General features: G+C 69.6%; 27 protein-coding genes and 1 tRNA gene. 8 read left to right on the top strand and 20 right to left on the bottom strand.

What is annotated here, in order from left to right; genetic code table 11:
* The first annotated feature begins 2 nt into the window (after window positions 1-2).
* A complete protein-coding gene (locus ACWZJV_RS17105; RefSeq protein ID WP_457177339.1) occupies window positions 3-1304 on the top strand; it encodes a guanine deaminase in 1302 nt (433 codons plus the stop codon).
* A 234-nt stretch (window positions 1305-1538) separates the two neighbouring features.
* Here the strand turns inward: ACWZJV_RS17105 and ACWZJV_RS17100 are convergent, their stop codons facing one another.
* The 7 genes from ACWZJV_RS17100 to aceB all read right to left on the bottom strand — a co-directional run bounded on the left by ACWZJV_RS17100 (window position 1539) and on the right by aceB (window position 8174).
* Window positions 1539-2951 carry a nucleobase:cation symporter-2 family protein gene (locus ACWZJV_RS17100; RefSeq protein ID WP_457177337.1) on the bottom strand — a complete coding sequence of 471 codons (1413 nt, stop codon included), beginning with the start codon at window positions 2949-2951 and terminating at the stop codon, window positions 1539-1541.
* A gap of 9 nt (window positions 2952-2960) precedes the next feature.
* Window positions 2961-3881 (bottom strand): factor-independent urate hydroxylase, encoded by a 921-nt coding sequence (gene pucL, locus ACWZJV_RS17095; RefSeq protein WP_457177335.1) that lies wholly within the window; start codon window positions 3879-3881, stop codon window positions 2961-2963.
* Between the two features lies 1 nt (window position 3882).
* Window positions 3883-4221, bottom strand: coding sequence for a hydroxyisourate hydrolase (gene uraH, locus ACWZJV_RS17090; protein WP_196875743.1), 339 nt, complete (start codon window positions 4219-4221; stop codon window positions 3883-3885).
* A complete protein-coding gene (uraD, locus tag ACWZJV_RS17085) occupies window positions 4218-4727 on the bottom strand; it encodes a 2-oxo-4-hydroxy-4-carboxy-5-ureidoimidazoline decarboxylase (RefSeq protein WP_457177333.1) in 510 nt (169 codons plus the stop codon). Before uraD ends, uraH begins: the two co-directional genes overlap by 4 nt.
* Before the next feature lie 98 nt (window positions 4728-4825).
* Entirely contained in the window at window positions 4826-5293 is a 468-nt protein-coding gene (locus ACWZJV_RS17080; RefSeq protein ID WP_457177331.1) for a helix-turn-helix domain-containing protein, read from the bottom strand.
* A 41-nt stretch (window positions 5294-5334) separates the two neighbouring features.
* Window positions 5335-6588 (bottom strand): DUF6986 family protein, encoded by a 1254-nt coding sequence (locus tag ACWZJV_RS17075; protein WP_457177329.1) that lies wholly within the window; start codon window positions 6586-6588, stop codon window positions 5335-5337.
* The gene (gene aceB / locus ACWZJV_RS17070; protein ID WP_457177327.1) at window positions 6585-8174 is read right to left on the bottom strand and encodes a malate synthase A; all 1590 of its coding nucleotides are present in this window, start codon (window positions 8172-8174) and stop codon (window positions 6585-6587) included. The genes ACWZJV_RS17075 and aceB overlap by 4 nt, the downstream gene beginning before the upstream one ends.
* Window positions 8175-8338: 164 nt before the next feature.
* On the opposite strand from aceB, the gene ACWZJV_RS17065 reads away from it, so the two are divergent.
* Both ACWZJV_RS17065 and ACWZJV_RS17060 read left to right on the top strand, forming a co-directional pair.
* A complete protein-coding gene (locus ACWZJV_RS17065; RefSeq protein WP_457177325.1) occupies window positions 8339-9106 on the top strand; it encodes an IclR family transcriptional regulator in 768 nt (255 codons plus the stop codon).
* Between the two features lie 94 nt (window positions 9107-9200).
* Window positions 9201-9974: a carbonic anhydrase family protein gene (locus ACWZJV_RS17060; RefSeq protein ID WP_457177324.1), complete on the top strand. Its 774-nt coding sequence runs from the start codon at window positions 9201-9203 to the stop codon at window positions 9972-9974.
* Between the two features lie 7 nt (window positions 9975-9981).
* Here the strand turns inward: ACWZJV_RS17060 and ACWZJV_RS17055 are convergent, their stop codons facing one another.
* Window positions 9982-11076, bottom strand: coding sequence for an alpha/beta hydrolase (locus ACWZJV_RS17055; RefSeq protein WP_457177322.1), 1095 nt, complete (start codon window positions 11074-11076; stop codon window positions 9982-9984).
* Between ACWZJV_RS17055 and ACWZJV_RS17050 the strand changes: the two genes are divergently transcribed.
* Window positions 11075-11950: a helix-turn-helix domain-containing protein gene (locus ACWZJV_RS17050; RefSeq protein ID WP_457177320.1), complete on the top strand. Its 876-nt coding sequence runs from the start codon at window positions 11075-11077 to the stop codon at window positions 11948-11950. The two genes, ACWZJV_RS17055 and ACWZJV_RS17050, sit on opposite strands and share 2 nt — an antisense overlap.
* A gap of 29 nt (window positions 11951-11979) precedes the next feature.
* Here the strand turns inward: ACWZJV_RS17050 and ACWZJV_RS17045 are convergent, their stop codons facing one another.
* From ACWZJV_RS17045 to ACWZJV_RS17030, 4 genes are read right to left on the bottom strand one after another with little or no spacing between them, the layout of a single operon-like run.
* A complete protein-coding gene (locus ACWZJV_RS17045; RefSeq protein ID WP_196875752.1) occupies window positions 11980-12393 on the bottom strand; it encodes a PPOX class F420-dependent oxidoreductase in 414 nt (137 codons plus the stop codon).
* A gap of 43 nt (window positions 12394-12436) precedes the next feature.
* The gene (locus ACWZJV_RS17040; RefSeq protein WP_008356524.1) at window positions 12437-12766 is read right to left on the bottom strand and encodes a nucleoside triphosphate pyrophosphohydrolase family protein; all 330 of its coding nucleotides are present in this window, start codon (window positions 12764-12766) and stop codon (window positions 12437-12439) included.
* A gap of 25 nt (window positions 12767-12791) precedes the next feature.
* On the bottom strand, window positions 12792-13580 hold the full coding sequence (locus ACWZJV_RS17035; protein WP_457177318.1) for an SDR family oxidoreductase: 789 nt from the start codon (window positions 13578-13580) through the stop codon (window positions 12792-12794).
* 34 nt (window positions 13581-13614) lie between these two features.
* On the bottom strand, window positions 13615-13977 hold the full coding sequence (locus ACWZJV_RS17030) for a nuclear transport factor 2 family protein (RefSeq protein WP_457177316.1): 363 nt from the start codon (window positions 13975-13977) through the stop codon (window positions 13615-13617).
* Between the two features lie 78 nt (window positions 13978-14055).
* Between ACWZJV_RS17030 and ACWZJV_RS17025 the strand changes: the two genes are divergently transcribed.
* On the top strand, window positions 14056-14850 hold the full coding sequence (locus tag ACWZJV_RS17025) for a MerR family transcriptional regulator (RefSeq protein ID WP_457177314.1): 795 nt from the start codon (window positions 14056-14058) through the stop codon (window positions 14848-14850).
* 91 nt (window positions 14851-14941) lie between these two features.
* On the opposite strand, the gene ACWZJV_RS17020 is transcribed toward ACWZJV_RS17025, so the two are convergent.
* Window positions 14942-15023 (bottom strand) — tRNA-Tyr (locus ACWZJV_RS17020).
* 149 nt (window positions 15024-15172) lie between these two features.
* Between ACWZJV_RS17020 and ACWZJV_RS17015 the strand changes: the two genes are divergently transcribed.
* From ACWZJV_RS17015 to ACWZJV_RS17005, 3 genes are read left to right on the top strand one after another with little or no spacing between them, the layout of a single operon-like run.
* Window positions 15173-15664: a YajQ family cyclic di-GMP-binding protein gene (locus ACWZJV_RS17015; RefSeq protein WP_008356498.1), complete on the top strand. Its 492-nt coding sequence runs from the start codon at window positions 15173-15175 to the stop codon at window positions 15662-15664.
* Window positions 15665-15668: 4 nt separating this feature from the next.
* Window positions 15669-16163: an SRPBCC domain-containing protein gene (locus tag ACWZJV_RS17010; protein ID WP_457177312.1), complete on the top strand. Its 495-nt coding sequence runs from the start codon at window positions 15669-15671 to the stop codon at window positions 16161-16163.
* A 39-nt stretch (window positions 16164-16202) separates the two neighbouring features.
* Complete coding sequence (locus ACWZJV_RS17005) at window positions 16203-16661, top strand: RrF2 family transcriptional regulator (protein ID WP_457177310.1); 459 nt, start codon at window positions 16203-16205, stop codon at window positions 16659-16661.
* A 105-nt stretch (window positions 16662-16766) separates the two neighbouring features.
* On the opposite strand, the gene ACWZJV_RS17000 is transcribed toward ACWZJV_RS17005, so the two are convergent.
* The 7 genes from ACWZJV_RS17000 to nuoN form a co-directional block, all read right to left on the bottom strand.
* Window positions 16767-17744: a sulfate/molybdate ABC transporter ATP-binding protein gene (locus ACWZJV_RS17000; protein ID WP_040754714.1), complete on the bottom strand. Its 978-nt coding sequence runs from the start codon at window positions 17742-17744 to the stop codon at window positions 16767-16769.
* A gap of 13 nt (window positions 17745-17757) precedes the next feature.
* Entirely contained in the window at window positions 17758-18600 is an 843-nt protein-coding gene (locus tag ACWZJV_RS16995; protein WP_008356462.1) for a sulfate ABC transporter permease, read from the bottom strand.
* Window positions 18593-19435 (bottom strand): sulfate ABC transporter permease subunit CysT, encoded by an 843-nt coding sequence (gene cysT / locus ACWZJV_RS16990; RefSeq protein ID WP_008356461.1) that lies wholly within the window; start codon window positions 19433-19435, stop codon window positions 18593-18595. Before cysT ends, ACWZJV_RS16995 begins: the two co-directional genes overlap by 8 nt.
* Window positions 19436-19442: 7 nt before the next feature.
* Window positions 19443-20519: a sulfate ABC transporter substrate-binding protein gene (locus tag ACWZJV_RS16985; RefSeq protein ID WP_008356460.1), complete on the bottom strand. Its 1077-nt coding sequence runs from the start codon at window positions 20517-20519 to the stop codon at window positions 19443-19445.
* 169 nt (window positions 20520-20688) lie between these two features.
* Complete coding sequence (gene rarD / locus ACWZJV_RS16980) at window positions 20689-21606, bottom strand: EamA family transporter RarD (protein WP_008356459.1); 918 nt, start codon at window positions 21604-21606, stop codon at window positions 20689-20691.
* Window positions 21607-21661: 55 nt separating this feature from the next.
* Complete coding sequence (locus ACWZJV_RS16975) at window positions 21662-22675, bottom strand: polyprenyl synthetase family protein (protein WP_008356457.1); 1014 nt, start codon at window positions 22673-22675, stop codon at window positions 21662-21664.
* Window positions 22672-24216 (bottom strand): NADH-quinone oxidoreductase subunit NuoN, encoded by a 1545-nt coding sequence (gene nuoN, locus ACWZJV_RS16970; RefSeq protein ID WP_457181960.1) that lies wholly within the window; start codon window positions 24214-24216, stop codon window positions 22672-22674. The genes ACWZJV_RS16975 and nuoN overlap by 4 nt, the downstream gene beginning before the upstream one ends.

The following is a 24216-nucleotide window of genomic DNA, read 5'->3' as shown; positions in this document are numbered from 1 at the left end:
CGATGACGCTCTTCCGAGGAACCTTCCTCGACACCCCCTCCGACCCGTTCTCCGGCGGCGAGCTCCGCACGGAGCAGGACGGCGCCCTACTGGTGCGCGACGGCGTGATCCGCGCCCGCGGGTCCTTCGCCGAGCTGCGCCGGCAGCACCCCCAGGAGGAGGTCGTCGACCTCTCCGGCGGCTTCGTGCTGCCCGGATTCGTCGACACCCACGTGCACTTCCCGCAGGTACGCGTCATCGGCGGCCTCGGCATGCCGCTGCTCGACTGGCTCGACCAGACCGCCCTCCCCGAGGAGGCGCGCCTGGCCGACACCGCCTACGCCGCGGGCGTGGCCACCGACTTCGTACGCGGCCTGGTCGGTGCCGGCACCACCACGGCACTCGTCTTCGGCAGCCACTTCGCCCCCGCCGTCGACACGGTCTTCGCCGAGGCCGCGCGGGTCGGGCTACGGATCACCAGCGGCCTCGTGGTCAGCGACCGGCTCATCCGCGAGGACCTGTTCACCGATCCTTCGCGGGCACGGGAGGAGTCGCTCGCGCTCGCGGCCCGCTGGCACGGTGTCGGCCGGGCCCGCTACGCCGTGACGCCGCGGTTCTCGCTGTCGTGCTCCGAGCCGCTGCTCGAGGCCTGCGGTGACGTGCTGCGCGCGGTGCCGGGTGCGATGTTGACCTCCCACGTCAACGAGAACACCCGCGAGATCGAGACCGTCGAGGAGCTCTGCGGCTGCGACTACGTGACCTCCTATGACCGCCACGGCCTGGTCGGCCCCGGCACCGTCCTGGCGCACAACGTGCACCCCACCGACGCCGAGCTCGCCCTGTTGGCGGCTCGCGGCGCCGCCGTCGCGCACTGCCCCTCCAGCAACGCCGCCCTCGGCAGCGGCCTCTTCCCGCTCGCCCGCCACCGCGCCCACGGCGTACGCGTCGCGATGGGCTCCGACGTCGGCGCCGGCACCGGATTCTCCCTGCTCAAGGAGGGCCTGGGAGCGTACGTCGCCCAGCAGCTCCTCGGCGACGCCGGCCACCCCCTGACCCCCACCCACCTCCTCCACCTGGCCACGGTCGCCGGCGCCGAAGCCCTCGGCCTCGGCGCCTCGATCGGCGACTTCTCCGTCGGCCGCCGCTTCGACGCCCAGTGGATCAAGCCCGCCCCGAGCACCCCTCTCGCCGTCGGCCTCGCCCACGCAGCGGATGCGGGCGACGCCCTGGCCAAGATGTTCGCCCTCGGCACCCCCGCCGACGTACGCAGCGTCTGGATCGAGGGCGACCTCGTCAACGCCTCCGATCCTCACCTGGTCGGCTGACCCCGCCGGTGCCGAAGCGTCGCCCCGGTCGGCCGAAGCGTCACTTTGGTCGGTCGAGTTGGCACCTCGGTGCCAGCTCGACCGACCGGACTGACGTCTCGGCCGGTGCCCTGGCACCCGCCACTTCTTCCAAGACCACCAGCAGCTCGACTGCCCTCCGCCTTCACCAGACGATGACACCTTGTGAGCAATTCACAAGGTGTCATCGTCTGGTGAAGCCGACGTCGGTGAGTGTCACGTCCTCTCGATGTCGTCGTCGAGCCGGTCCCCGAAGGCCTCACGAGAGTCCTGCGAGGCGGCGAAGACGGAGGCGCCCGAGCGGTTGCCGAGGGTGATCTCGTTGAACAGCAGGTTGAGGACGACGGCGACCAGGGCGGTGGCGCTGATGCCGGAGTGCATGACCACTCCGAGCCAGGACGGGAAGGCGTCCCAGAAGGTCGGGGCGGCGATCGGCAGGATCCCGACGGCAAGAGCCACGGAGACGATCACCATGTTGAGGTTGTCCTCGTAGTCGACCCGGGACAGCGTGCGGATCCCGGATGCCGCGACGGAGCCGAAGAGAACGATGCCGGCGCCGCCGAGCACGGGGTACGGGATGGCGGCGACGACCGCGCCGACGACCGGCAGCAGCCCGAGCAGCAGCAGGACGAGACCACCGGTCGCGACGACGTACCGACTGCGGATGCCGGTCAGAGCCACCAGCCCGACGTTCTGTGCGAACGCGCTGCACGGGAACGTTCCGAACAAGGGCGCAACCGTCGTCGCGGCCATGTCGGCGCGGAGACCACGAGCGACACGTCGAGCGTCCACGTCGGTCTCCACGATCTCGCCGATCGCCAGGATGTCGGCGGTCGTCTCGGTCATGATCACCAGGATCACGATCGTCATCGAGACGATCGCACCGACCTCGAAGGTCGGGCTGCCGAAGTGCAGCAGCGGCGGCAGCGCGACGAGGTCGGCCTTGCCGACCGCCGAGAAGTCGGCACGACCGGCGGCGACGGCGATCAGGGTGCCGATGACCAGCCCGATCAGGATCGACAGGCGTGAGATCGCGCCCTGGAACACCCGGCTGATCACCAGGATGATGAGGAGCGTCAGACCGGCGTACGCGATGTTCGTCATCGAGCCGTAGTCCGGAGCGGAGGCGTCGTTGCCCATCGCCCACCGGAACGCCACCGGCATCAGCGAGAGCCCGATGACGGTGATGATCGTGCCGGTGACGACGGCCGGGAAGAGCCGGACCAGCTGGGCGAAGAACGAGGACAGGACCAGCCCGATCAGGCCGGCGACGATGATCGCGCCGAAGACCGGGCGCAGCCCGTCCTCGCTGGCGATGGCGACCATGGTCGAGACGCTGGCGAACGAGATCCCCTGCACGATCGGCAGCCGGCTGCCGAAGGGCCCGAGACCGAGCGTCTGCAGCAGCGTGGCGAGGCCGGAGACGAAGAGCCCGGCGGTCACCAGGAGCGCCAGGTCCGTGCCCGAGAGGCCCGCGGCACCCCCGACGATGAGCGGCGGCGCGATCACGCCGCCGTACATCGTCAGGATGTGCTGCGTGCCGTAGGCGAGAAGCTGGCCCGGTGGATGCCGTTCGTCCTCGGGACGGGTCGATACCGATGCGGTTGCCTGTCTCCTACGACCAAGCATGGCCGGGCCTCAGCAGAATCCGGGGATGGCATGCCAGGCGTTGCCGGCGTCAGGGGCCTCGTCGCGTACGACCGAGGCTTCGATCAGGCCGTAGGGCCGGTCCGCGGCGAAGAAGACCTCGCCGGGGTTGTCCAAGCCGAACGGCGAGAGGTCGGACAGGAAGTGGTGCTTGTTGGGCGCGGAGAACTTGATCTCGGCGACGTCGCCGTGCTGCTCGAGCACCGAGGTGCCCATCCCGTTCAGGGTCTGCTGCAGGGCGAGGCTGTGGATCTCCGCGAACCGCTGCAGGAGCAGGGCCCGGATCGAGTCGTACGACTTGTCCCAGTCGATCTCGCCCCTCGAAATCGGCAGAGTCGAATAGCGCCAGCGGGCGACGAGCGAGGTCGCCAGGATCCGGTCGGTGGTCTCCTGCAGGGTCGTGTACTCGTCCTTGAGGAAGCCGTGGAACTCCGAGCCGGTCGACTTGAGCACGACCAGGTCCTTGATGCCCGAGACCACATGGGCCACCCGGTCCGACCCGCGGCCGTCGACGTTCACCACAGTCGTCCGTACGCCGCCACCGGATCGCACGAATGAGTGGTCGTGACCGGCCCCGTCGACCTCGATCCGGTCCCAGGCGTACTCGTCGATCTCGACCCGGGCGCCCTCGGCGGCCGGGCAGGCCTCGAGGTAGCGGTCGGCGAGCGCGAGCGCGAACTCCTCGATCGAGGCGACCCCGATCTTCTTCGCGTAGGCGAAGACGGTGTTCTTCTGGGTGTCGGTGGGCAGCACGTCCTGCTGGTCACCGCTGGTGTGCGCGTCGTCGAAGCGACCACGCAGGGCGGTGGAGACGTTGAGGTCGCGGATCTGGTGGCGAGGAGTGTCGCGGTAGATGCGTACGACGCGGTTCTCGGCCTTGCCGTACTGGTTGGATCCAAGGTGGATGGGCATGTCAGCTCCCTCGGTAGGTGGAGTAGGCGAACGGGCTCAGCAGAAGTGGCACGTGGTGGTGCCGCCGATCGGTGACCGCGAAGGTGACGAGGACCTCCGGGTAGAAGCACTCCTGACCGGTCGCCGCGTAGTAGGCGGCGGTGTCGAATCGGAGCTGGTAGGTGCCGGCGGGGGCCTGATCGGGCCCCAGGTCGGTCACCCGGCCGTCGTCGTCGGTGGTGGCGTCGGCGAGGACGGAGGTCTGTCGGGTGTCGTCCTCGATCCGGCTGAGCCGGACCGGGACACCGGCGGCCGGACGGCCGAGGGCGGTGTCGAGCACGTGGGTGGTGATGGCACTCATGCCGAGACCTCCTCGGCGTCCAGGACCCGCTCGAGTCGCAGCAGCGCGATCTTGCGCAGCTCGTCGGCGACCACGGCCGCCTCCTGGTCGTGCTCGTTGCCGAGCCGCTCGCGGAGCGAGGTCAGGACCTGGTCGGCCGAGAGGCCGGTGGCGCAGATCAGGAAGACCCGTCCGAAGCGCTGCTCGTAGGCCCGGTTGCCCTCGGCGAGGGCCTGCGCGGTGGCCGGGTCGGTGCCGACCGCGGCCTGCTCGCGCCGCGACCAGGCGGCCTCGGCGTGCTCGCCCTCGGCGCGCTCCCCGATCCGCGGGTGGGCGGCCAGCGCCTGGTCGACGTCGGCCGCGGTGAACCGCCGGGCCGCCTCGTCGGCAGCCCGGACGACGTCGGCCTCGTCGGCGTAGGGACGCCCGGCGAGGACGGCGGCGACCCAGCTCGGCGCGTCGCAGCAGGCCCGCAGCGCAGGTCGCACGACGTCTGCCGGTGAGGTGTTGAAGCTCTGGAGATCCATGAACCGTTCTCTCTCGCTATGCGGAAACTAATTTCCGTACAGCAACAACGATTGCATGTGGCTCTCGTCACAGTCAACAGTTTGTTGAAAAGTTTGGGCTACTCCCGCTCACGGTTCAAGTAGTTGTAGACGGTGAACCGGGTGACCCCGAGCGCACCGGCCACGATCTCGGCGCTCTTGCGGTAGTCGAAGGCGCCACGCTCCTCGAGCAGCCGCACGGCGCGCTGCTTCCCCTGGCGGTCCAAGGACCGCAGGTCGCTCCCGAGCTCGTCGGCGACCTCGGCGAGCAGCCCCTCCAGCCCGCCGGCCGTACGCCGCGGCGCGCTGCGTCCCTCGACGCGGACCTGGAAGGTGATCTGGTCGGCTCCGTGGTCCAGCCCCGCGGCGACCACGTCCGCCAGCGTCGCGAGGACGGCGTCGCGCTCACCGCGCACCGAGGTGCCCAGCGGCCCGAAGTCGCACTCCAGACCGGCCCCGCGCGCGGCCTCCAGTGCCGCGGTCGCGTGCTCGGGAGGCTCGCCCTCGCCACGGAACGGTTCGGTGGTGAACTCGGCTTCGACGCGCATGGCGGCAGGCTACCCAGCCTGCCGCCGTGCGTCCGGCAGGCTCAGGCGACCCGCCGACGGGCCAGCTCGGCCAGCTTGACCTGGTCGATCCCGGCGAGCCGCTCGACCTCGTCGGTCGCGACGGCGCCGCACTCGACCCCGCGCAGCACGAAGGCGGCGAGCGCGGCAGCAGTCGCCGGCTCGTCGAGATAGCTGGAGTCGCCGCCGTGGACGTACGCCCGCAGCCGGGCCGAGGCGACCTCGAGCCCGTCGCGGAAGAACGCGTACGTCGCGAGGTAGCGACTGGGGAGCTGCGCCGGGTGCAGGTCCCAGCCCTGGTAGATCCCGCGCGCCAGCGAGCGGCTCACCAAGCGCGAGTGGAGCTGCCACGCAGCGCGCACCGAATCGCGGTCCCCGACCGGGAGCACGTTGGTCGAGCCGTCCGAGACGAAGACACCGGTCCCGGCGGCGGCCACCTGCATCACGTCCTTGGCGTGGTCGGCGACCGGGTGCTCCATGCTCTGGAACGCGGCCGCGACCCTGAGCGAGGCGGAGTAGTCGTACGTCCCGTAGTGCAGGCCCGTGACCCGGCCCGCCCCGGCGGCGATCATCCGCGCGACCAGCGCCGTGCCGTCGGAGCCGAGGATCGACTGCGGCGTCTCCACCTGGATCTCGAACCGAAGACTCCCGTCCTCGATCCCGTGCGCCGCCTCGAGCGCGGACAGCGCGGTGACCATCGCGGTCACCTGCTCCACCGAGGTCACCTTGGGCAGGGTGACGACGAAGCCGTCGCCCAGACCGCCGTCGCGGACCAACGAACCCAGGAAGAGATCGAGCGTACGCAGCCCGCGATGTCGCGTCGGAGCCTCGAAGGACTTGATCCGGATGCCGTGGAACGGGGGCGCGGCGCCGTCGCGGACGGTGGCGGCAAGCGCCCCCGCGGCTGCCACGACCTCAGCGTCCTCATCGACATCAGGCCGGTTCCCGTAGCCGTCCTCGAAGTCGATCCGCAGGTCCTCGATGGGCTCCTCGGTCAGCTTGGCGCGCGCCCGGTCGTAGATCGCGGCGACCGCGTCAGAGCCCAGTCCGAAGACCGAGGCCACCTCGGCAGCCGAGCCCCCGAACTCATCCAGCGCGGCGACCGATTCGGCCGACCACTGCGCCACCGTCTTGTCCGAGTAGCGGTCGCCGGGCACGTAGACCGTGTGCACCGGCTGGCGTACGCCACGATCCCCCGGATAGCCGGCGGCCAGCGCCGCGTCGGCCCCTGCGAGATCCCGGTCGAGCCGCGCAACCAGATCCTCGAGATGGCTCATGCACCCACCACCTGGTCGTAGGCGGGCAAGGTCAGGAAGTCGATGTAGTCGTCGGCGAGCGCGACCTCCTCGAAGATGGTGCGGGCCTGCTCCAGGCGGTGCTCGATCCCGTCGGCGGCCGCGAGCAGCTTCGCCATCTCCTCGTCCAGGACCTGGCGTACGAGCTCGGCGGTCACCGGCGTCCCGTCGTCGAGCTTCGAGGAGTTGTGCACCCACTGCCAGATCTGCGAGCGCGAGATCTCGACGGTGGCGGCGTCCTCCATCAGGTTGTGGATGGCGACGGCGCCGGCGCCGCGGAGCCAGGCGTCGAGGTAGACCAGCGAGACCTCGACGTTGTCGCGCAGACCGGCGAGGGTGATCGCGCCGCCGGCGGAGGCGACGTCGAGCAGGTCCTCGGCAGCGACCGTGACGTCGTCGCGCTGTCGGTCGACCTGGTTCGGGCGATCACCGAGCACACCGTCGAAGATCTCGCGGCAGATCGGGACCAGGTCGGGGTGGGCCACCCAGGAGCCGTCGAAGCCGTCGCCGGCCTCGCGCTCCTTGTCCTCGCGGACCTTGGCGAAGGCGATGGCGTTGACCTCCTGGTCCTTGCGGCTCGGGATGAAGGCGGCCATCCCGCCGATCGCGTGGGCGTTGCGGCGGTGGCAGGTCTTGACCAGCAGCTGGGCGTACGCACGCATGAACGGCGAGGTCATCCCGACCGTGGCCCGGTCGGGCAGCACGAAGGAGGGCCCGGCGTCGCGGAAGTACTTGATCAGGCTGAACAGGTAGTCCCAGCGGCCGGCGTTGAGACCGGAGGCGTGGTCGCGCAGCTCGTAGAGGATCTCGTCCATCTCGAACGCGGCCGGGATGGTCTCGATGAGCACGGTCGCGCGCACGGTGCCGTGCTGGATCCCGAGCTCCTCCTGCGCGTACGTGAACACGTCGTTCCACAGCCGCGCCTCGAGGTGGCTCTCCATCTTGGGGAGATAGAAGTACGGCCCGCTCCCGCGCTCCACGAGCTCGCGGGCGTTGTGGAAGAAGTAGAGCCCGAAGTCGACCAGGGCGCCGACGACCGGCTTGCCGTCGACCAGCACGTGCTGGTCGTCGAAGTGCCAGCCGCGGGGGCGCATCACGATCGTGGCCAGCCGCTGGTCCTGCTTGAGCTCGTAGAGCTTGCCCTGCGGCGACATCGCGGAGATGTCGCGCCGGATGGCGTCGTACAGATTCACCTGGCCGCCGATCACGTTGTTCCAGTGCGGGGTGCTGGCGTCCTCCATGTCGGCCAGCCAGACCCGGGCGCCGGAGTTGAGCGCGTTGATCGTCATCTTCCGGTCGGTCGGGCCGGTGATCTCGACGCGACGATCCTGGAGGTCCTCGGGCACCGGTGCCACGGTCCAGTCGCCGGCGCGTACGTCGGCCGTCTCCGGCAGGAAGTCGAGGCGCCCGGTGCGCGCGACCGTGTCGCGCCGGGCCTTGCGGGCGGCGAGCAGCTCGTCACGGCGGGCCCCGAACCGTCGCTGCAGCTCCGCGACGAAGTCGAGGGCTTCGGGCGTGAGGATCTCGTCTCCCCGCTCGACGTCGCCACCGGTGATCTGAATGTTCACGAGCTCCACCCTCCCAGGGCCACAGTTTCCTTTGAATGGATTCTTCTTTCCGCATTGCGGATATTAATCCCGGGGAACAACCGGCGCAACCGTCCGGATTTCCTCTAGACGACGCTAGACTTCCGTCATCCGGAAGAACAGCCCGGACGGACAAAGGAGTTCAGGTGAGCGAGAACGAGAAGGCACCCAAGGCACGCGCCGGTGCCGTGCAGTCGATCGAGCGCGCCTTCGCGCTGCTCGAGACGATGGCCGACGCCGGCGGGACCATGGGGCTCTCCCAGCTCGCCGCCGCCTCCGGTCTCCCGCTGCCGACCATCCACCGCCTGGTCCGCACCCTCGTCGACCTCGGCTACCTCCGCCAGGAGGCCAACCGGCAGTACGTCCTCGGCCCCAAGCTGATCCGGCTCGGCGAGAGCTCCTCGCGCATGCTCAGCACCTGGGCCCGCCCCCACCTGGCCCGACTGGTCGACGAGGTCGGCGAGTCGGCCAACCTGGCGATGCTCGACGGCGACCAGATCGTCTACGTCGCCCACACCGAGTCGCGCCAGTCCATGCGCATGTTCACCGAGGTCGGCCGCCGGGTGTCCCCGCACTGCACCGCCGTCGGCAAGGCGATCCTCGCCGACATGGCTCCCGACCAGGTCCGCGACATCCTCCGGCGCACCGACATGGTCCCCTACACCTCGACCACCATCACCGACCGCAACGACTACCTCGACCAGCTCGAGCAGGTCCGCGACCGCCACTACGCCATCGACGAGGGCGAGCAGGAGGCAGGCGTACGCTGCGTCGCCGTCGCCGTCCCCGACTACGCCCCGCGCCTGGCGATGTCGATCAGCGGGCCCACCGGGCGGATGACAGACGAGCTCATCGAGCGCGCCGTCCCGCTGCTCACCGAGGCCGGCAAGCAGCTCGCCGCCGACCTGGCCTGACTCGCGCCGAGCGGCATCCCCGCAGCGCGCCTCCCGACGTGGTACGTATTGCGGTTCCGGGCCACGTCGACCCGGTAGATCTCGGGAGATCTCCATGTTGCCCACCGACGTCGGCCTGAACCGCCGCACACTGCTCCAGGGAGCCGCCGCCATCGCGGGGCTCACCGCTCTGTCCTCGTCCGCGGCCGCGTCCGCGACCTGGGGCGGCGAGCCGCACCAGAGCCCCATCCGCATCACCCCCGGCCACACCGAGCCGGCGCACCTGCCCACCATCCACGTCCACTACCCCCGCGACGCGACCGTCACGATGACGTACGTCCGCGAGGACGCCGACGACCCCGACGGCTGCACGGTGCGCGGCCACGAGGAGACCGTGCGCGCCGAGCTCCCGCCCGGCGCAGCGTCGCTCACGGTCGGCGGCGTGACGTACGGCCTGGCGCAGTTCCACTGGCACACCCCGAGCGAGCATCGCCTCGCCGCCCGGGACTACCCGATCGAGATGCACTTCGTGCACCAGGACGACACCGGCCACACCCTGGTCATCGGCGTCTGGGTCCGCCCCGGTCGGGCCAACCAGACCCTCGGCCGCCTCTACGACCACCTGGTCTCCGAGTGCGCCGCTGCCGACCCGGTCGGTCACATCGACGTCGGCGCGCTCCTGCCGCGCCGGCACGCCTCCTACCGCTACGACGGCTCCCTCACCACGGCCCCCTACACCGAGGGCGTCCAGTGGGTGATGCTCACCGAGCCCATCACCGCCTCGCCCCGCCAGATCGAGCGCCTCCGCACGATGTTCCCGACCGGCAACCGCCGCGACGTGCAGGACATCACCGACCGCACGGTCCTCTCCGACCGCGGCCCCCTCTAGAGCCGGGTCAGCCGACCCGGACGCCGAGGTTCCGGGTGAAGAAGGCACCCAGTCTCTCGACGGCCGCCCCGACGTAGGGCTCCCGGTCGTAGAGGTCCACGTGGCTCGCGCCCTCGACCCAGAAGGCCTCCTTCGGCCCCACGGCTCGTTGGAAGGCCTCGGTCGTCATCCATGCCGTCTCGGCACGGGTGCCGACCACCATGAGCAGCGGTCGCTGCCCGATCAGCGGAATCTGCGCGAACGCGTCGAACATCGCCATCCTGTCGACGCTCGTCCAGTCGAAGGCCTTGGCGGCTCGCTCGTGATCGGCACGCGGGGTGCAGTAGTAGTCGAAGCCCTCGGCGGCATGCTCGCCGCCGATCGCTCGCGCCTCGTCCGCCGTCGCCGGGAACAGCGGCAGCATCCCGGGGTCCTCACCCTGGGCGCGGGCCGTGCGGGCGGCCGCCGCACCGTCGAGCATCGCCTGGAAGACCGACGGGTCCTGGGTGCCGTCGGCGCCGAGACGGAACTGGCGGGCGACATCGACCGCGCAGACGGTCGCGAGCGCCTTGATCCGGTGGTCGCCGGCGGTCGCGGGGAGCGAGTAGCCGCCCGACGCGCAGATGCCGAGCACCCCGATGCGCTCGCGGTCCACCTCGGGACGGGTGGTCAGGAAGGAGACCGCCGCCTTGATGTCCTCGATCCGCTGAGCCGGGTCCTCGAGCCCGCGGGGAAGACCGCCGCTGGCCCCCTGGTAGGCGGCGTCATAGGCGACGGTCACGAAGCCCTGCTCGGCCAGGCGCGAGGCGTACAGCCCCGAGGCCTGTTCCTTGACCCCCGTCCCCGGATGACCGACGACGACGGCGGGCGCGTCGCTCGCGCCTTCGGGGATGTAGAGGTGGGCAGCGATCTGGATCCCTGCGCTGTCGAATGTGACGTCGTGCTTGGTGACCATGGGTCTCTCCTTCGTACTGGCGGCCGGTCCGTCCGGTCCGCGCCGGCGGGTTCGCCGCCGGCACACACCAACTTCCACCGCGTCGAAGGACCGCGAAAGCGGCCAGTATCTGCCTGGGAAGGTTTCTTCCCTCCCTGGCCGCGTACGTCCCGGCCACAATGGACCCATGAGCAACCCAGCCGTTCCCGACGAGCTCGGAGCGTTCCTCAAGGCCTGTCGGGCGCGCCTGACCCCAGGCGATGTGGGCCTGCCTGACCTGGGAAATCACCGGAAGGTACGTGGCCTGCGCCGGGAGGAGGTCGCCGGCCTCGCCGTGATCAGCGTGGACTACTACACCCGTCTCGAACAGGGGCGCGTGAAGGCGTCCGCATCCGTCCTGGAGACGCTGGCTCGTGCGCTTCGACTGGACGAGGACCAGCAGGCGTACCTGTACGAGATCGCCGGCAAGGTCGATGCGCTTCCAAAGCGCCGGCGGACCGTGCAGACGATCCGGCCTGCCGCACGCCGGCTCCTCGATCAGCTGGTCGACACGCCCGCACTGGTGCTGGGGAGGCGGCTCCACGTCCTCGACTGGAACCAGGCCGCCACGGCGTTGTTCATCGACTTCTCGACGATCCCCGAACGGGACCGCAACTACATCCGTCTGATGTTCACCCATCCGCTCGTACGCGGCCTGCATGCCCGCTGGGAACACGACGCCCGCGACGCCGTGGCCGCCCTGCGGATGGAGGCAGCGAACGACCCGCACGATCCCGACCTCGCCAAGCTCGTCGGCGAGCTCTCCGTGAGAGACCCCGACTTCCGTACGTGGTGGGCGGAACGGCACGTGAACTCCGCAGGCTCCGGGACCAAGCACTACCACCACCCTGCGGTCGGTGACCTGACCCTGGACTGCGACACCTGGCAGAGCCCGGACGGCTCCGGTCAGCGCCTGATGGTGCTCACCGCCCCCGCCGGCAGCCCGTCCGACGATCGCCTGCGCATCCTGACGTCGTGGCGGGCCGACCGCGACGTACGGAGGCCGGACTCAGCGACGCAGTGAGCGGTGAGTGACACTCCCGGTTGCCGTGCTCACCAGCCCGAAGGGCGGGTGTTGCCGAGCACCCGGGTCACGGTGATCTCGATGACCACCCGCTCCGGGTTGGGTCGAGGCTGCCGGTAACGCTCGGCGTAGCGCCGCTCGGCGTCGGCCACCGACTCCGCGTCGTCCTTGACCACCGCGGTGCCCTCCAGGGTGCACCACCGCCGCCCGTCGACCTGGCTCACCGCCGCCTGCGCGCCGTCTCCCGCCGCGCGTACGTTGCGGACCTTCTTGCTCCCCGCGCTGCTGATGATGCGCGCGATGCCGGCCTCCGGATCGAACGTCACCCCCACCGGGACGAGATGCGGACTCCCGTCCGGGCGGCTCGTGGTCAGGAAACAGACCCGCCGCTCCCGCCAGAACTCGTCGTTCTCGGTGGTGGAGGGCGTCGTGTCGGCTGTCATGGGGCTCCTTCGTGGACCGGGACCGGGCAGGCCCATCGGTGGGTCAGCGGTTGTCGCCGCTGCCACCGATGGCGTCACGCTGCTGACGATCGGCGAGCTTCTTGATGTTGAGCTCGGCGACGTCCGCGAGCGGGAGGCCGAAGTGGTCGGCGAGGACCGCCAGGTACCACAGTGTGTCGCCGAGCTCCTTGGCGAGATCATCGAGGTCCCACCGGGCGAAGTCACTGTCGTGGTCCCGGATGATCTTCTTCGCCTTCTCGGCGATCTCACCGGTCTCGCCGACCAGCCCGAGCAGCAGGTGGAACACCTCGTTGGGCGTGCCCTTCGACGCCGCGGTCCGCAGCGCCGCCTGCTGGTAGGCGTTCATGTCCATCACCAGAACCTATCGCGCCTCCCGCTCAGACGGTCGGGACGGTGCCGCCGTCGATCACGTACTCGGCGCCCACGATCGCCGAGGCACGGTCCGAGACCAGGAAGCCGACCAGGTCCGCGATCTCCTCGGTGCGCGCGAACCGTCCCAGGGGTACGCCGCCGAGGGAGTCATAGATGCTCTGCTTGGCTGCCTGACGGGTGAGCCCGTTGCCCTCGGCGATCCGGTCCACGAATCCCTCGTAGGCCTCGGTCTCGATTCCGCCGGGGCTGATCGCGTTGACCCGTACGCCGCGCGGGGCGAGCTCGTTGGCGAGCCCCTTGCTGTACGTGCGCAGGGCGGCCTTCGCTGCTGCGTACGCCAAGGTCGCGTCGTGCAGGGGCAGCTCACGCTGGATCGAGGTGAAGTGCAGCACCACGCCCGACCCGGACGCGATCATCGCCGGGAGAAGGGCTCGGTCCAGACGTACCGCTCCGAGGAGGTTGAGGTTCAGCTCGGTGAGCCACTGGTCGTCGGTGATGACCGCGAACCCACCGGGCGGTGTCGACGACCCGCCGACGACGTGCACCAGGATGTCGAGCGTGCCGCCGACCTCGGCGATCCGAGCGGCAACGGCGTCGGTACCGTCAGCCGTCGAGATGTCCGCTTCGATGAATCGGTCGGGGTGCTCGTACCCCTCGGGCATGGTGCGCGCCGTGACGTACACGTCGGCACCCATCTCTCGCAGTCTCTCTGCGACGGCCTTGCCCGAGCCCTTCGAGCCGCCCGTGACCAGCCCCCGGCGACCGTCGAGACGGTCGCGATCTGAGATAGACATTGTTCTCCTGTGAAGATCGAAGTGTGTGGTGTGGTCAGGCCGGGTGGTTGGCGATGACGAGCTCGGCGATGAGGCCGTCCCGCAGCGCGAACCGGTAGTCGAGCTCGGCGACGCCGCCCGGGAAGGTGCCCTCGAGCCGCAGGGTGACCACCCAGTGGGTGTCGTCGGCGCGGTGGGCACCGATCTGCTCGGTCGTGTACTCGAACTCGGACCCGGCGTCTCGCAGGAACGCGTAGACCACCTCCCGTCCGCGGAATGTCTCGTCCTGGTCGACGATCACCGCGTCCTCGGTGAGGAACGACGAGGCGGTGTCGGCGTCGTAGGCGATGTGCGCGGTGAGGAAGTCGCGCACGGTGGTCGGGAGCAGGTCGGACGGGATCTCGGTGTGCTGTGTCATGAGCCCACCGTGCGGCGTCTCGCCGCGGGAGGGTCAAGCGGTGGACTCTCCCCCTGGGGGAGCGTTCACAATGAGGGGGTGCTGACCATCGGGGAGTTCTCGCGGCTGACCCACTTGAGCGTACGGACCCTGCGCCGGTATCACGAGGGTGCTCTGCTGGAGCCCGCCGTGGTGGACGAGGCCACCGGTTACCGCTACTACGGCGTCGACCAGATCCCGACCGCGCAGGTCATCCACCGGCTTCGTGAGCTCGACGTCCCCCTGAGTGACGTACGGCGAATCCTGAGGACCCCCGACCCCGGTGTCCGGGCGGCCCTGGTCGCAGAACACCTGCAACGCCTCGAGGAGGTGCTCGACCGCACCCGGGCCGCGGTCGTGTCGCTGCGCCGCCTGCTCCAGCCCGACCCCGCGCCGATCGACGTCGAGCTGCGCGCGGAGCCCGCCCGGACGGTCGCCGCGGTGGAGGCCGTCGTCGGGCACGACGACATGGAGTCCTGGTACGCGGGCGCGATGGCCGAGCTCGAGGCGGCCGTCGGCGCCGCCGTGACCGGACCGCCGGGCGGCAGCTACGACAACGCCCTCTTCGAGCAGGAACGCGGTCACGCGCTCGTCTACCTGCCGACCGCCGCGCCACCTCGCACCGGACGCGTGCACCCCGCGACCCTGCCGGCCGCGGAGCTGGCCGTCACCACCCACGTCGGCGAGCACGACGGCATCGACGTCACGTACGGCGAGCTCGGGACCTGGGTGGTGGAGAACGCGATGTCGGTCGCCGGGCCGGTGCGGGAGGTCTACCTCGTCGGCCCTCGCGACACGAGCGACACCGCTGCGTGGCGTACCGAGATCGGCTGGCCGGTCTTCCGGGTCACCTGACGACCGTCGCTAGGGCTGACACCGCCAGAGAAGCGAAACACCCCCCGGTGGCCAACGTTTCCGCTGGTCACCGGGGGTGTTCTCCCAGGCGTGGCAGGTGAAGGATTCGAACCTTCGAAGGCAAAGCCGACGGATTTACAGTCCGCTCCCATTGGCCGCTCGGGCAACCTGCCTGGGTTGTGCGCGTCCCGTCGGAGACGGATCGCGACAGCACGAAACAATAGCGCAGGGGCTGGCGGCGTACGAAAACGGCACGAGGTCCTAGGGTGAGACAGGTACGTTCCCGGGGCACCGTCCTGGTCAGAGGCTAGAGGAGAGAGTCATGGCTGACTCGTCGTTCGACATCGTGAGCAAGATCGACCGCCAGGAGGTCGACAACGCGCTGAGCCAAGCCGCACGTGAGGTGGCGACGCGGTTCGACTTCAAGGGGACCAACGCGACCATCGAGTGGAGCGGGGAGCATGCCATCGAGATCTCCGCGTCCGCCGACGACCGGGCCAGCGCGGTGCTCTCGGTTTTCCAAGACAAGCTGATCAAGCGCCAGCAGTCGCTGAAGATCCTCGACGCGAGCGAGCCGCGCCAGTCGGGGCAGCAGTCGAAGATCTCGATCACGCTCAAGGAGGGCATCTCCTCCGAGGACGCGAAGAAGATCTCCAAGCTGATCCGCGACGAGGGCCCCAAGGGCGTCAAGGCGCAGATCCAGGGCGACGAGCTCCGCGTCTCCTCCAAGAAGCGCGACGACCTGCAGACCGTGATCTCGCTGGTCAAGGCCCAGGACTACGACTTCGCGGTGCAGTTCATCAACTACCGCTGACCTCGTGCCCTACGAGCACCCGAGAGCCTCGGCCGAGATCGACGCCCCGATCGAGGTGGTGTGGCGGGTGATGCTCGAGACCGAGTCGTACGCCGCGTGGAACCCTTTCGTCGTTCGCGCGGAGACCGCGCAGCCGGCGGCGGTGGGCAACCCGATCATCTTGCACGTGACCTGGGCGAACGGTGGCCGCGCGCGCTCACCCGAGCGGATCTCGGCTCTCGAGCCGCCGGTCGTGGGCGAGGACGGAGTCGGGGCTGCGTACCTGGCCTATGTCTACGAGGGCTGGCCGGCGCGGCTCGGCCTGGTCCGGGGCGTACGTCACCAGCGACTGACCCAGCGACCTGGCGGGCCGACGCGCTACGAGACGGTCGAGGAGTTCTCCGGTCCGCTGGTCGGGCTGGCCGGTCCGGAGCGGGTCGCGGACGGGTTCCGGCGGCACGCCGCCGCTCTGAAGGAGCGCGCCGAAGAGCTCGCGAGTGAAAGTGGACTTGACCACTAGATTGAGCGAAATTCTGCATTCATCTGCAAGAATGTGGCTGTGCGAGTATCTGCCAAGTCCGACTACGCCCTCCGCGCCCTCATCGAGATGGCCGCGCGCGAGGACGGAAAAGCTGTCAGCGCCGAGGAGCTCGGCCGCGCCCAGGAGATCCCTCACGGGTTCCTGCAGGCGATCCTCGCCGACCTCCGCAAGGCCGGCGTCGTCATCTCCCAGCGCGGTCAGTCGGGCGGTTGGCGCCTGGCCCGCAAGGCGTCGGACGTGTCCGTCGCCGACGTGATCCGCGCCGTCGACGGCCCGCTGGTCTCGGTCTACGGGCTGCGCCCCGAGGCGGTTACCTACAACGAGCGTGCCGACGTCCTCCAGCACGTCTGGATCGCCGCGCGCGACTCGCTGCGCGAGGTCTTCGAGAAGGTCTCGATCGCCGCGCTCGCCGCTCGCGAGCTGCCCGACGAGGTCACCACCCGCACCGCGCGCGACGAGGCCTGGCTGCCTCACTGAGGCTGCGGGCTGTTGGTCTAGGTATGCAGTCGAACCGTCACTTCCCTCGCGGAGTTCCGCACGGGAACTGACGGTTTCCCTGCATACCTAGACCAACAGCCGCCCCTACGCCGCCGGCGAAGGCGCCGGCATCGTGTAAGCCCCGGGCGACGGCGTGACGAACACGTTGACGCCCTCCTCGAGCTGCAGAGCCCGGGCATGCGTACGCGTCAGCTCGGCGGTCACCACCTCGCCGTCGTCGGTGAGGACGGTGAGGCGCACCTCGAAGCCGATCCGCAGGACGCGCGAGACGGTGCCCTCGAGCGAGTGCTCGGAGATGGGCGACGGGGTGACCTCGACGTCGTGCGGCCGGATCAAGGCACCGCCGAGCGTGGTCACGTCGCCGAGGAACGACATCACGAAGTCGTTGGCCGGCTCGTCGTAGAGCTGCTCGGGGGTGCCGATCTGCTCGATCCCGCCCTGGTTGACGACCACGATCTCGTCGGCGACCTCGAGGGCCTCCTCCTGGTCGTGGGTCACGAAGACAGTGGTCACGTGCACCTCGTCGTGGAGACGGCGCAGCCAGTCGCGCAGCTCCTTGCGCACCTTCGCGTCCAGCGCGCCGAACGGCTCGTCGAGGAGCAGCACGGACGGCTCGATCGCGAGCGCACGCGCCAGCGCCATCCGCTGCCGCTGGCCGCCGGAGAGCTGCGAGGGCAGCCGGTTGGCGAACTGCGAGAGGTGGACGAGCTCCAAGAGCTCCTCGACCTTCTTCTGGATCTCGACGCGCGGCCGCTTCCGGATCTCCAGACCGAAGGCGACGTTCTTGGCCACCGAGAGGTGCTTGAACGCGGCGTAGTGCTGGAAGACGAAACCCACGTTGCGCTTCTGCACGGGCAGCGACGTCGCGTCCTTGCCCTCGATCACGACCGACCCGGAGTCGGGCGTCTCGAGCCCGGCGATGACCCGCAGCAGCGTGGTCTTGCCGCCACCGGAGGGCCCCAGGAGGGCGGTCAGCTGCCCGGTCGGGATGGTCAGATTGATGTCCTCGAGCGCGACGAAGTCGCCGTAACGCTTGTTGACACCACTTACTTCGATGCTCATGGGATGGGTCCTTTCACCGCACGCGCGCACCGCGGGCGCGCAGCACGAAGACGATGAGGATGCAGACGACCGAGACGCTGGCGAGGAGGAAGGCGACGGCGTACGCGCCCTGCTGGTCGAAGTTGAGGTACTTCTCCTCGACCGCGAGAGTGGCGGTGCGGGTCTGGCCGAGCACGTTGCCGGAGACGACCTTGACCGCGCCGAACTCGCCGAGCGAGCGGGCCAGGGTGAGCACGACGCCGTAGATGACTGCCCACTTGATGCCCGGCAGGGTGATCCGCCAGAACGTCTGCCACGAGCTCGCGCCCAGCGACGCGGCGGCCTGCTCCTGCTCGGTGCCGATCTCCTCGAGCACCGGGATGACCTCGCGGATCACCAGCGGCAGCGACACGAACGCGGTCGCCATGATGATCCCGGGGGTCGCGAAGATGACCTGGATCCCAGCGGATTCCAGGGAAGGCCCGAACCAGCCGTCGCGTCCGCCGTAGACGAGCACGAGGGCGAGTCCGACCACGATCGGCGAGACCGAGAGCGGCAGGTCGATCAGCGCGCTCAGGACGCGCTTGCCAGGAAATTCCGTACGCACCAGCAGCAGCGAGATCGAGACGCCGAAGACCAGGTTGATCAGCGTCGCGACCACCGCGGCCCAACAGGTCAGCTGGATCGCGTGCATCATCTGCGGGTCGCTGAAGATCTCGGCGAACGCCTCGGTCGTGAAGCCGACGTCGGGCACGTGGAAGGCGTTCCACGCGACCAGGACCACCGGCCAGGCCACGAGTAGGCCCAGATAGGCGATGACGATGATGCGGAGGACGTACGTCAGCGGGGTGCGGGGAGCACGACGGGTCTCAGCCACGGCGGACCATCCTCCTCTGGATCAGGTCGAGGACGACGATGACGAGGAGCGAGACGACCAGCAGCATCGCCGCGATCGCCGCCGCGCCCTCCGGGTTGTCGTTCTCGATCGCGGACAGGATCCGCACCGAGGCGACCTCGGACTTGAACGGCAGGTTGCCCGAGAGCAGGACCAGGGAGCCGTACTCCCCCATCCCGCGCGCGAAGGAGAGCGCCGCACCCGCCGCGATGGCGGGGGCCAGCGAGGGCAGGATGATCCGCCGGAACGTGGTGAACCGAGAGGCCCCCAGGGAGGCCGCGGCCTCCTCCACGTCGGCGTCCAGCTCCTCGAGGACGGGCTGCACCATGCGTACGACGAAGGGCAGGGTCACGAAGGCGAGGGCCAGGTAGACCGACATCGACGTGTTCGCCCAGTGCAGGCCGAGCGGTGACTCGGCGCCGTAGAGGGAGAGCAGCACGAGGCCGGCGACGATCGTCGGCAGCGCGAACGGGATGTCGATGATCACCTCGAGCAGGCCCTTGCCCCAGAACTTGTCGCGCACCAGCACCCAGGCGATGACGGTGCCGACGACGACGTTGATCAGCGTGACCACGATGGCCGCGCGGATCGTCAGCCAGATCGCGGATGCGGTCTGCTCGTTGCTGAGCTGGCTCGCGAAGGCGGACCAGCCCCCGCTGGACGCGGTGATGACCACCGCGACCAGCGGGATGAGGACGAGCAGGCTGAACCAGAGCATCGTGACACCGAGCCCGATGCCGCTGGTCCTTGTCAGAGTGGAGGCCGGCCGGCTGGACCGAGGAGCAGCCGGCCGGACCTCAGGGATGGTTGTCGTCATGACGGGACTACTGGGAGGCCTTGCCGGACTTGGCGATGGAGTCGGTCACGATGCCGAGAGCCTCGCCGTCCTCACCGGTGCCGAAGAGCTTCTCCTTGACGCCCGACCAGTCGCGGCCGCCGAAGTCGTTCTCCAGGGTGAGTAGCTGCTTCGGCGCCGGGAACGGGTCGGCCGGGTCCTTGGCACCCTTGATGTCCTCGGGCTTGAGGCCGATCGCGTCCCAGTCGACGACGCCGGGGTTCTCGGTGTTGACCGGACGGAAGCCGGTCAGGGCGAACTGCTTCTGGCCACCCTGGGGGTCGAGGACGAAGTCGAGCCAGTCCTGGGACGGCTTGGAGGCGTCCTTGAGGATGGCGCCCGGGTTCTCGATCAGGACGGTCGAGTCCGGGATGATGTACTCGAAGCCCTCGCCCTGCTGCGACGCGAGGATCGCCTCGTTCTCGTAGGCGAGCAGTACGTCACCGGTACCGCCCAGGAAGGCGGTGGTGGCGTCGCGACCGGAGTTGGTCAGGGTGACGACGTTCTTGAAGAGCTTGTCGAGGTAGGCCTTGCCGTCCTCCTCGGTGCCCCCGTTCTTCACGACGGAGCCCCAGGCGGCCAGCGCGTTCCAGCGGGCAGCACCGGACGACGCCGGGTTGGCGGTGACCACGCCGACACCCGGCTTGATCAGGTCCTCCCAGCCCTGGATGTTCTTCGGGTTGCCCTCACGGACACCGAGCACGACGATCGAGCTGGACACGATGCCCTTGTTGGGGCCGTCGTCCCACTTCGGGTCGACCAGGCCGGCCTTCTCCAGGCGCTGTACGTCGGTGCCGACGGACAGGTGGACGTAGTCGGCCTTCAGACCCGACTCGACCGCCCGGCTCTGGTCGCCCGAGGCGCCGTAGGAGGTCTCGAACGTGACGCCCTCGCCCTCGGGGGTCTTGTTGAACTCCTTGGCGATCGCCTTGTTCGCGGTCTCGGGGACGGCGAAGCCGACGATGGAGATCGACTCCGCGTCACTGCCACCGCCGGAGCCACCGCAGGCGGTCAAGGTCAGGATGCTCGCAGCGGCCAGGGCCACTGCAACCTTGATCTTCTTCATCTGGTTCCTCACTTCTGCCCTGCCGAGTCAAGGTCGATCGGGTTACGAATGTCGAGGACAATACTTGAGTTAGTAGAGAGCATGTGAAAACGCGCGATCGTTCCGCCCATTGGACGGAACGGTCACGGACCGGACGGTGAACCGCGGCCGAAGCGGCGCGGGTCGCGAGCTACACGCCGGTGGAGCTCAGCGGCGCGACCTGCGCACGCAGGACCTTGCTGCGGTGGTGGACGGCCTCGGCGCTGAAGATGATCAGGGCGACCCAGACGATCGCGAAGCCGGCCCAGCGGCCGGGCGGCATCGCCTCGTGGGCGATGAAGACGCCGACGGCGAACTGCAGGATGGGCGCGAGGTACTGCAGCAGCCCGATCGTGACCATCGGCACCCGGATCGCGGCCGCCCCGAAGCAGGCCAGCGGCACCACCGTGATCACGCCGAGGCTGATCAGCAGGAGTACGTGGAGGACACCGTGCCCGACGAGCGTACCGTTGCCGGTGGCCTGGAGAGCGACGATGAGCGCCAGCGCGAAGGGCGTCGTCACGGCCGTCTCGACCGCCAACGACTCGAACGGGCCGACCCCCGCGCTCTTCTTCAGCAGCCCGTAGGTGCCGAACGAGAACGCCAGCAGCAGCGCGACCCACGGCAGTCGCCCGTAGTCGATGGTGAGCACGATGACGGCCACGAACGCGATCCCCAGCGCCACCCACTGCAGCTTCCGCATCCGCTCGCGCAGGATGATCACGCCCATCAGCATCGTGACCAGCGGGTTGGTGAAGTAGCCCAGGCTCGTCTCGACGATCCGCCCGTTGTTGACCCCCCAGATGTAGGTCACCCAGTTGAGCGAGATCACCGCCGCGGCCGCCGTCAGCAGCCCGAGCTTGCGCCGGTCGCGCAGGATCGCCGCCACCTGTGCGCGGCGCCCCACGATCAGAACCAGCGCCCCGGCCACGACGAGCGACCACACGATCCGGTGACCCAGGATCTCCCAGGCGCCGGCCGGCTCCAGGAGCGGGAAGTAGAGCGGGAACGCTCCCCACATGACGTACGCCGCGGCGCCGAACATCACTCCACGCCGTTGCTCATTCACGTCGCAACGGTACTGCCAGGGCGTCGATACCCTTTACCGAATATCGCGCCTCGGCTCACACGGAGCGGACGGCGACGATGTCGGCGAAGGCCTCGAGGGCCTTGCGGACGGGCCCCTCGGGCAGTGGCGCGAGGGCGGCCTTGGCCTCCTCGGCACGGGCCTGGACGTAGGCGCGCGCCTCGGCCAGCGCCGGGTGGGCGCGGAGCAGCGCGACACACTCGGCCAGGGCCGCGTCGTCGGTGAGATCGCCGTCGAGCAGCTCGAGGAGGCGGGCGTCGCCGGGCTCGTTCGAGCGGCGGACGAACAGCACCGGGAGCGTCGGGACGCCTTCGCGCAGGTCGGTGCCCGGGGTCTTGCCGGACTCGTCCGAGGCGATGTCGAGGATGTCGTCGGAGAGCTGGAAGGCGACGCCGACGATGTCGCCGTAGGCGACCAGGGCGTCCTGGATCTCCTTGTCGGCACCGGCGAAGAGCGCGCCGTAGAGGGCCGAGGTGGCGATCAGGACGCCGGTCTTCCCGGCCAGCACCTCGAGGTGGTGGTCGACCGGGTCGACACCCTCGGCCGGCGCGACGCCCTCGAGGATCTGGCCCTCGACGAGCTTGGCGAAGGTGGCCGCCTGGATGCGTACGGCATCGGGACCGAGCTCGGCGGTCAGCGAGGAGGAGCGGGCGAAGAGGAAGTCGCCGGTCAGGATGGCCACGTGGTTGTCGAAGCGGGCGTTGGCCGTGTCCTCGCCGCGGCGCAGGAGCGCCTCGTCCATGACGTCGTCGTGGTAGAGCGAGGCCTGGTGGGTGAGCTCGACGATGCAGGCGGCGGTGATGACCTCGTCGGCGAGCGTGTCGGGGCCGCACTCGGCGGCCAGCAGCACCAGCAACGGCCGGAACCGCTTGCCGCCGGCCTCGAGCAGGTGCGACGCCGCTTCCGTGACGAACGGCGAGCTGCTGCGGGCATAGCCCGCCAGCTTCTCCTCGACGATCGCCAACCGAGCGCGCAGCCGCTGCTCGAGCTCGGGATCGGTGATCGGGAGGGCGAGTTCAGGGGCTCGGTCGGTAGGTGCGCTGGTGCTCACCCGATGAATCCTCCCGCATCCACCAACAGGCTGAGCACAGGGCCCGGAATTACACCCAACAAGACGGTGGCGACAGCGCTCAGAGCGATCACGACGGAGGTGGCGTACGACGGCCTGGAAACGGTGGCCACGTCCTCGCGGGCGTCGGTGAAGAACATCAGCATGATGACGCGTACGTAGAAGAATATCGCGATGATGCTGGAGCCGATCGCGACCGCGACGACGGGCCACTGACCGGCACCCAGGGCGGCGGCGAAGACGCCCCACTTGCCGATGAACCCGGCCGTGAGCGGCAGTCCGGCCATCGAGAGCAGGAAGCCGGCGAAGGTCGCCGCGACCCAGGGGTGGGCGCGGCCCAGGCCCGCCCAGCGGTCGAGCGAGCCGACCTCGCCGTTGGGCCCGCGGACCAGGGAGACGATCGCGAAGGCACCGAGCGTCGCGAACCCGTAGGCGGTCAGGTAGAAGAGCACCGCCTGGGTCGAGCCGAAGGCGTCGGTCTGCACACCGAGGAGGCCGGTGAGCAGGAAGCCGGTGTGGGCGACGGCGGAGTAGCCGAGCATCCGCTTCACGTCGGTCTGGACGATCGCGAAGGAGGCGCCCAGGAGCATCGTCAGCACCGCGACGACGCCGATGGCCGGGCGCCAGATCTCGCCCTCGGCGCCGAAGGCGACGTAGAAGAGCCGGAGCATCGCGGCGAACGCGGCGATCTTGGTGGCCGCGCTCATCCACGCGGTCACCGGCGTCGGGGCGCCCTGGTAGACGTCGGGCGTCCAGGAGTGGAAGGGCACCGCGCCGGTCTTGAAGAGCAGACCGACCGCCATCAGGCCGATGCCGAGGAGCAGCAGCGGGCTGGAGCCGTCCTCGGCCGCCACCTCACCGATCTCGGCCAGCGACATCGAGCCGGCGAAGCCGTAGACCAGCGCGAGGCCGTAGAGGAAGATGCCCGAGGAGAAGGCGCCGAGCAGGAAGTACTTCAGCGCCGCTTCCTGGGAGAGCAGCCGGCGACGCCGCGCCAGCCCGGTCAGCAGGTAGAGCGGGAGCGAGAGCACCTCGAGGGCGACGAAGAGCATCAGCAGGTCGCCGGAGATGCAGAAGAGCATCATCCCGCCGACCGCGAACATCATCAGCGGGTAGACCTCGGTGTGCTCCAGCCCCCTCTGGGAGGCCGTGCGCTCGGCCGAGGTGCCCGGCAGAGCCGCGGCCTGACCGGCGAAGGCGCTGACGCCGTTGTCGAGCCGGCGCTCGGCGAAGAGCGCCACGCCACCGAGCGAGACCAGCAGCACCAGCCCCTGGGAGAACATGCCGGGACCGTCGATGACGAGGGCGCCCTCACCGGTCGACATCCCGAGGCTGCTTCCGGCGCCGACGGCGACGGTCCCGGCGAGGGCCGCGACCAGGCCGGCCAGCGCCAGCGACACCTGGGCGTTGAACCGTGCGGCGCGCGGCGCGAAGGCCTCGACGACGACACCGGCGCAGGCCACGCCCAGCACCAGCAGGACGGGCCAGAGGGTGGCGTACGAAATTCCGGGGGACTCGAACAT

This window comes from Nocardioides sp. WG-D5, assembly GCF_054031175.1.
This window is presented reverse-complemented; position numbering and strand designations above follow the sequence as displayed.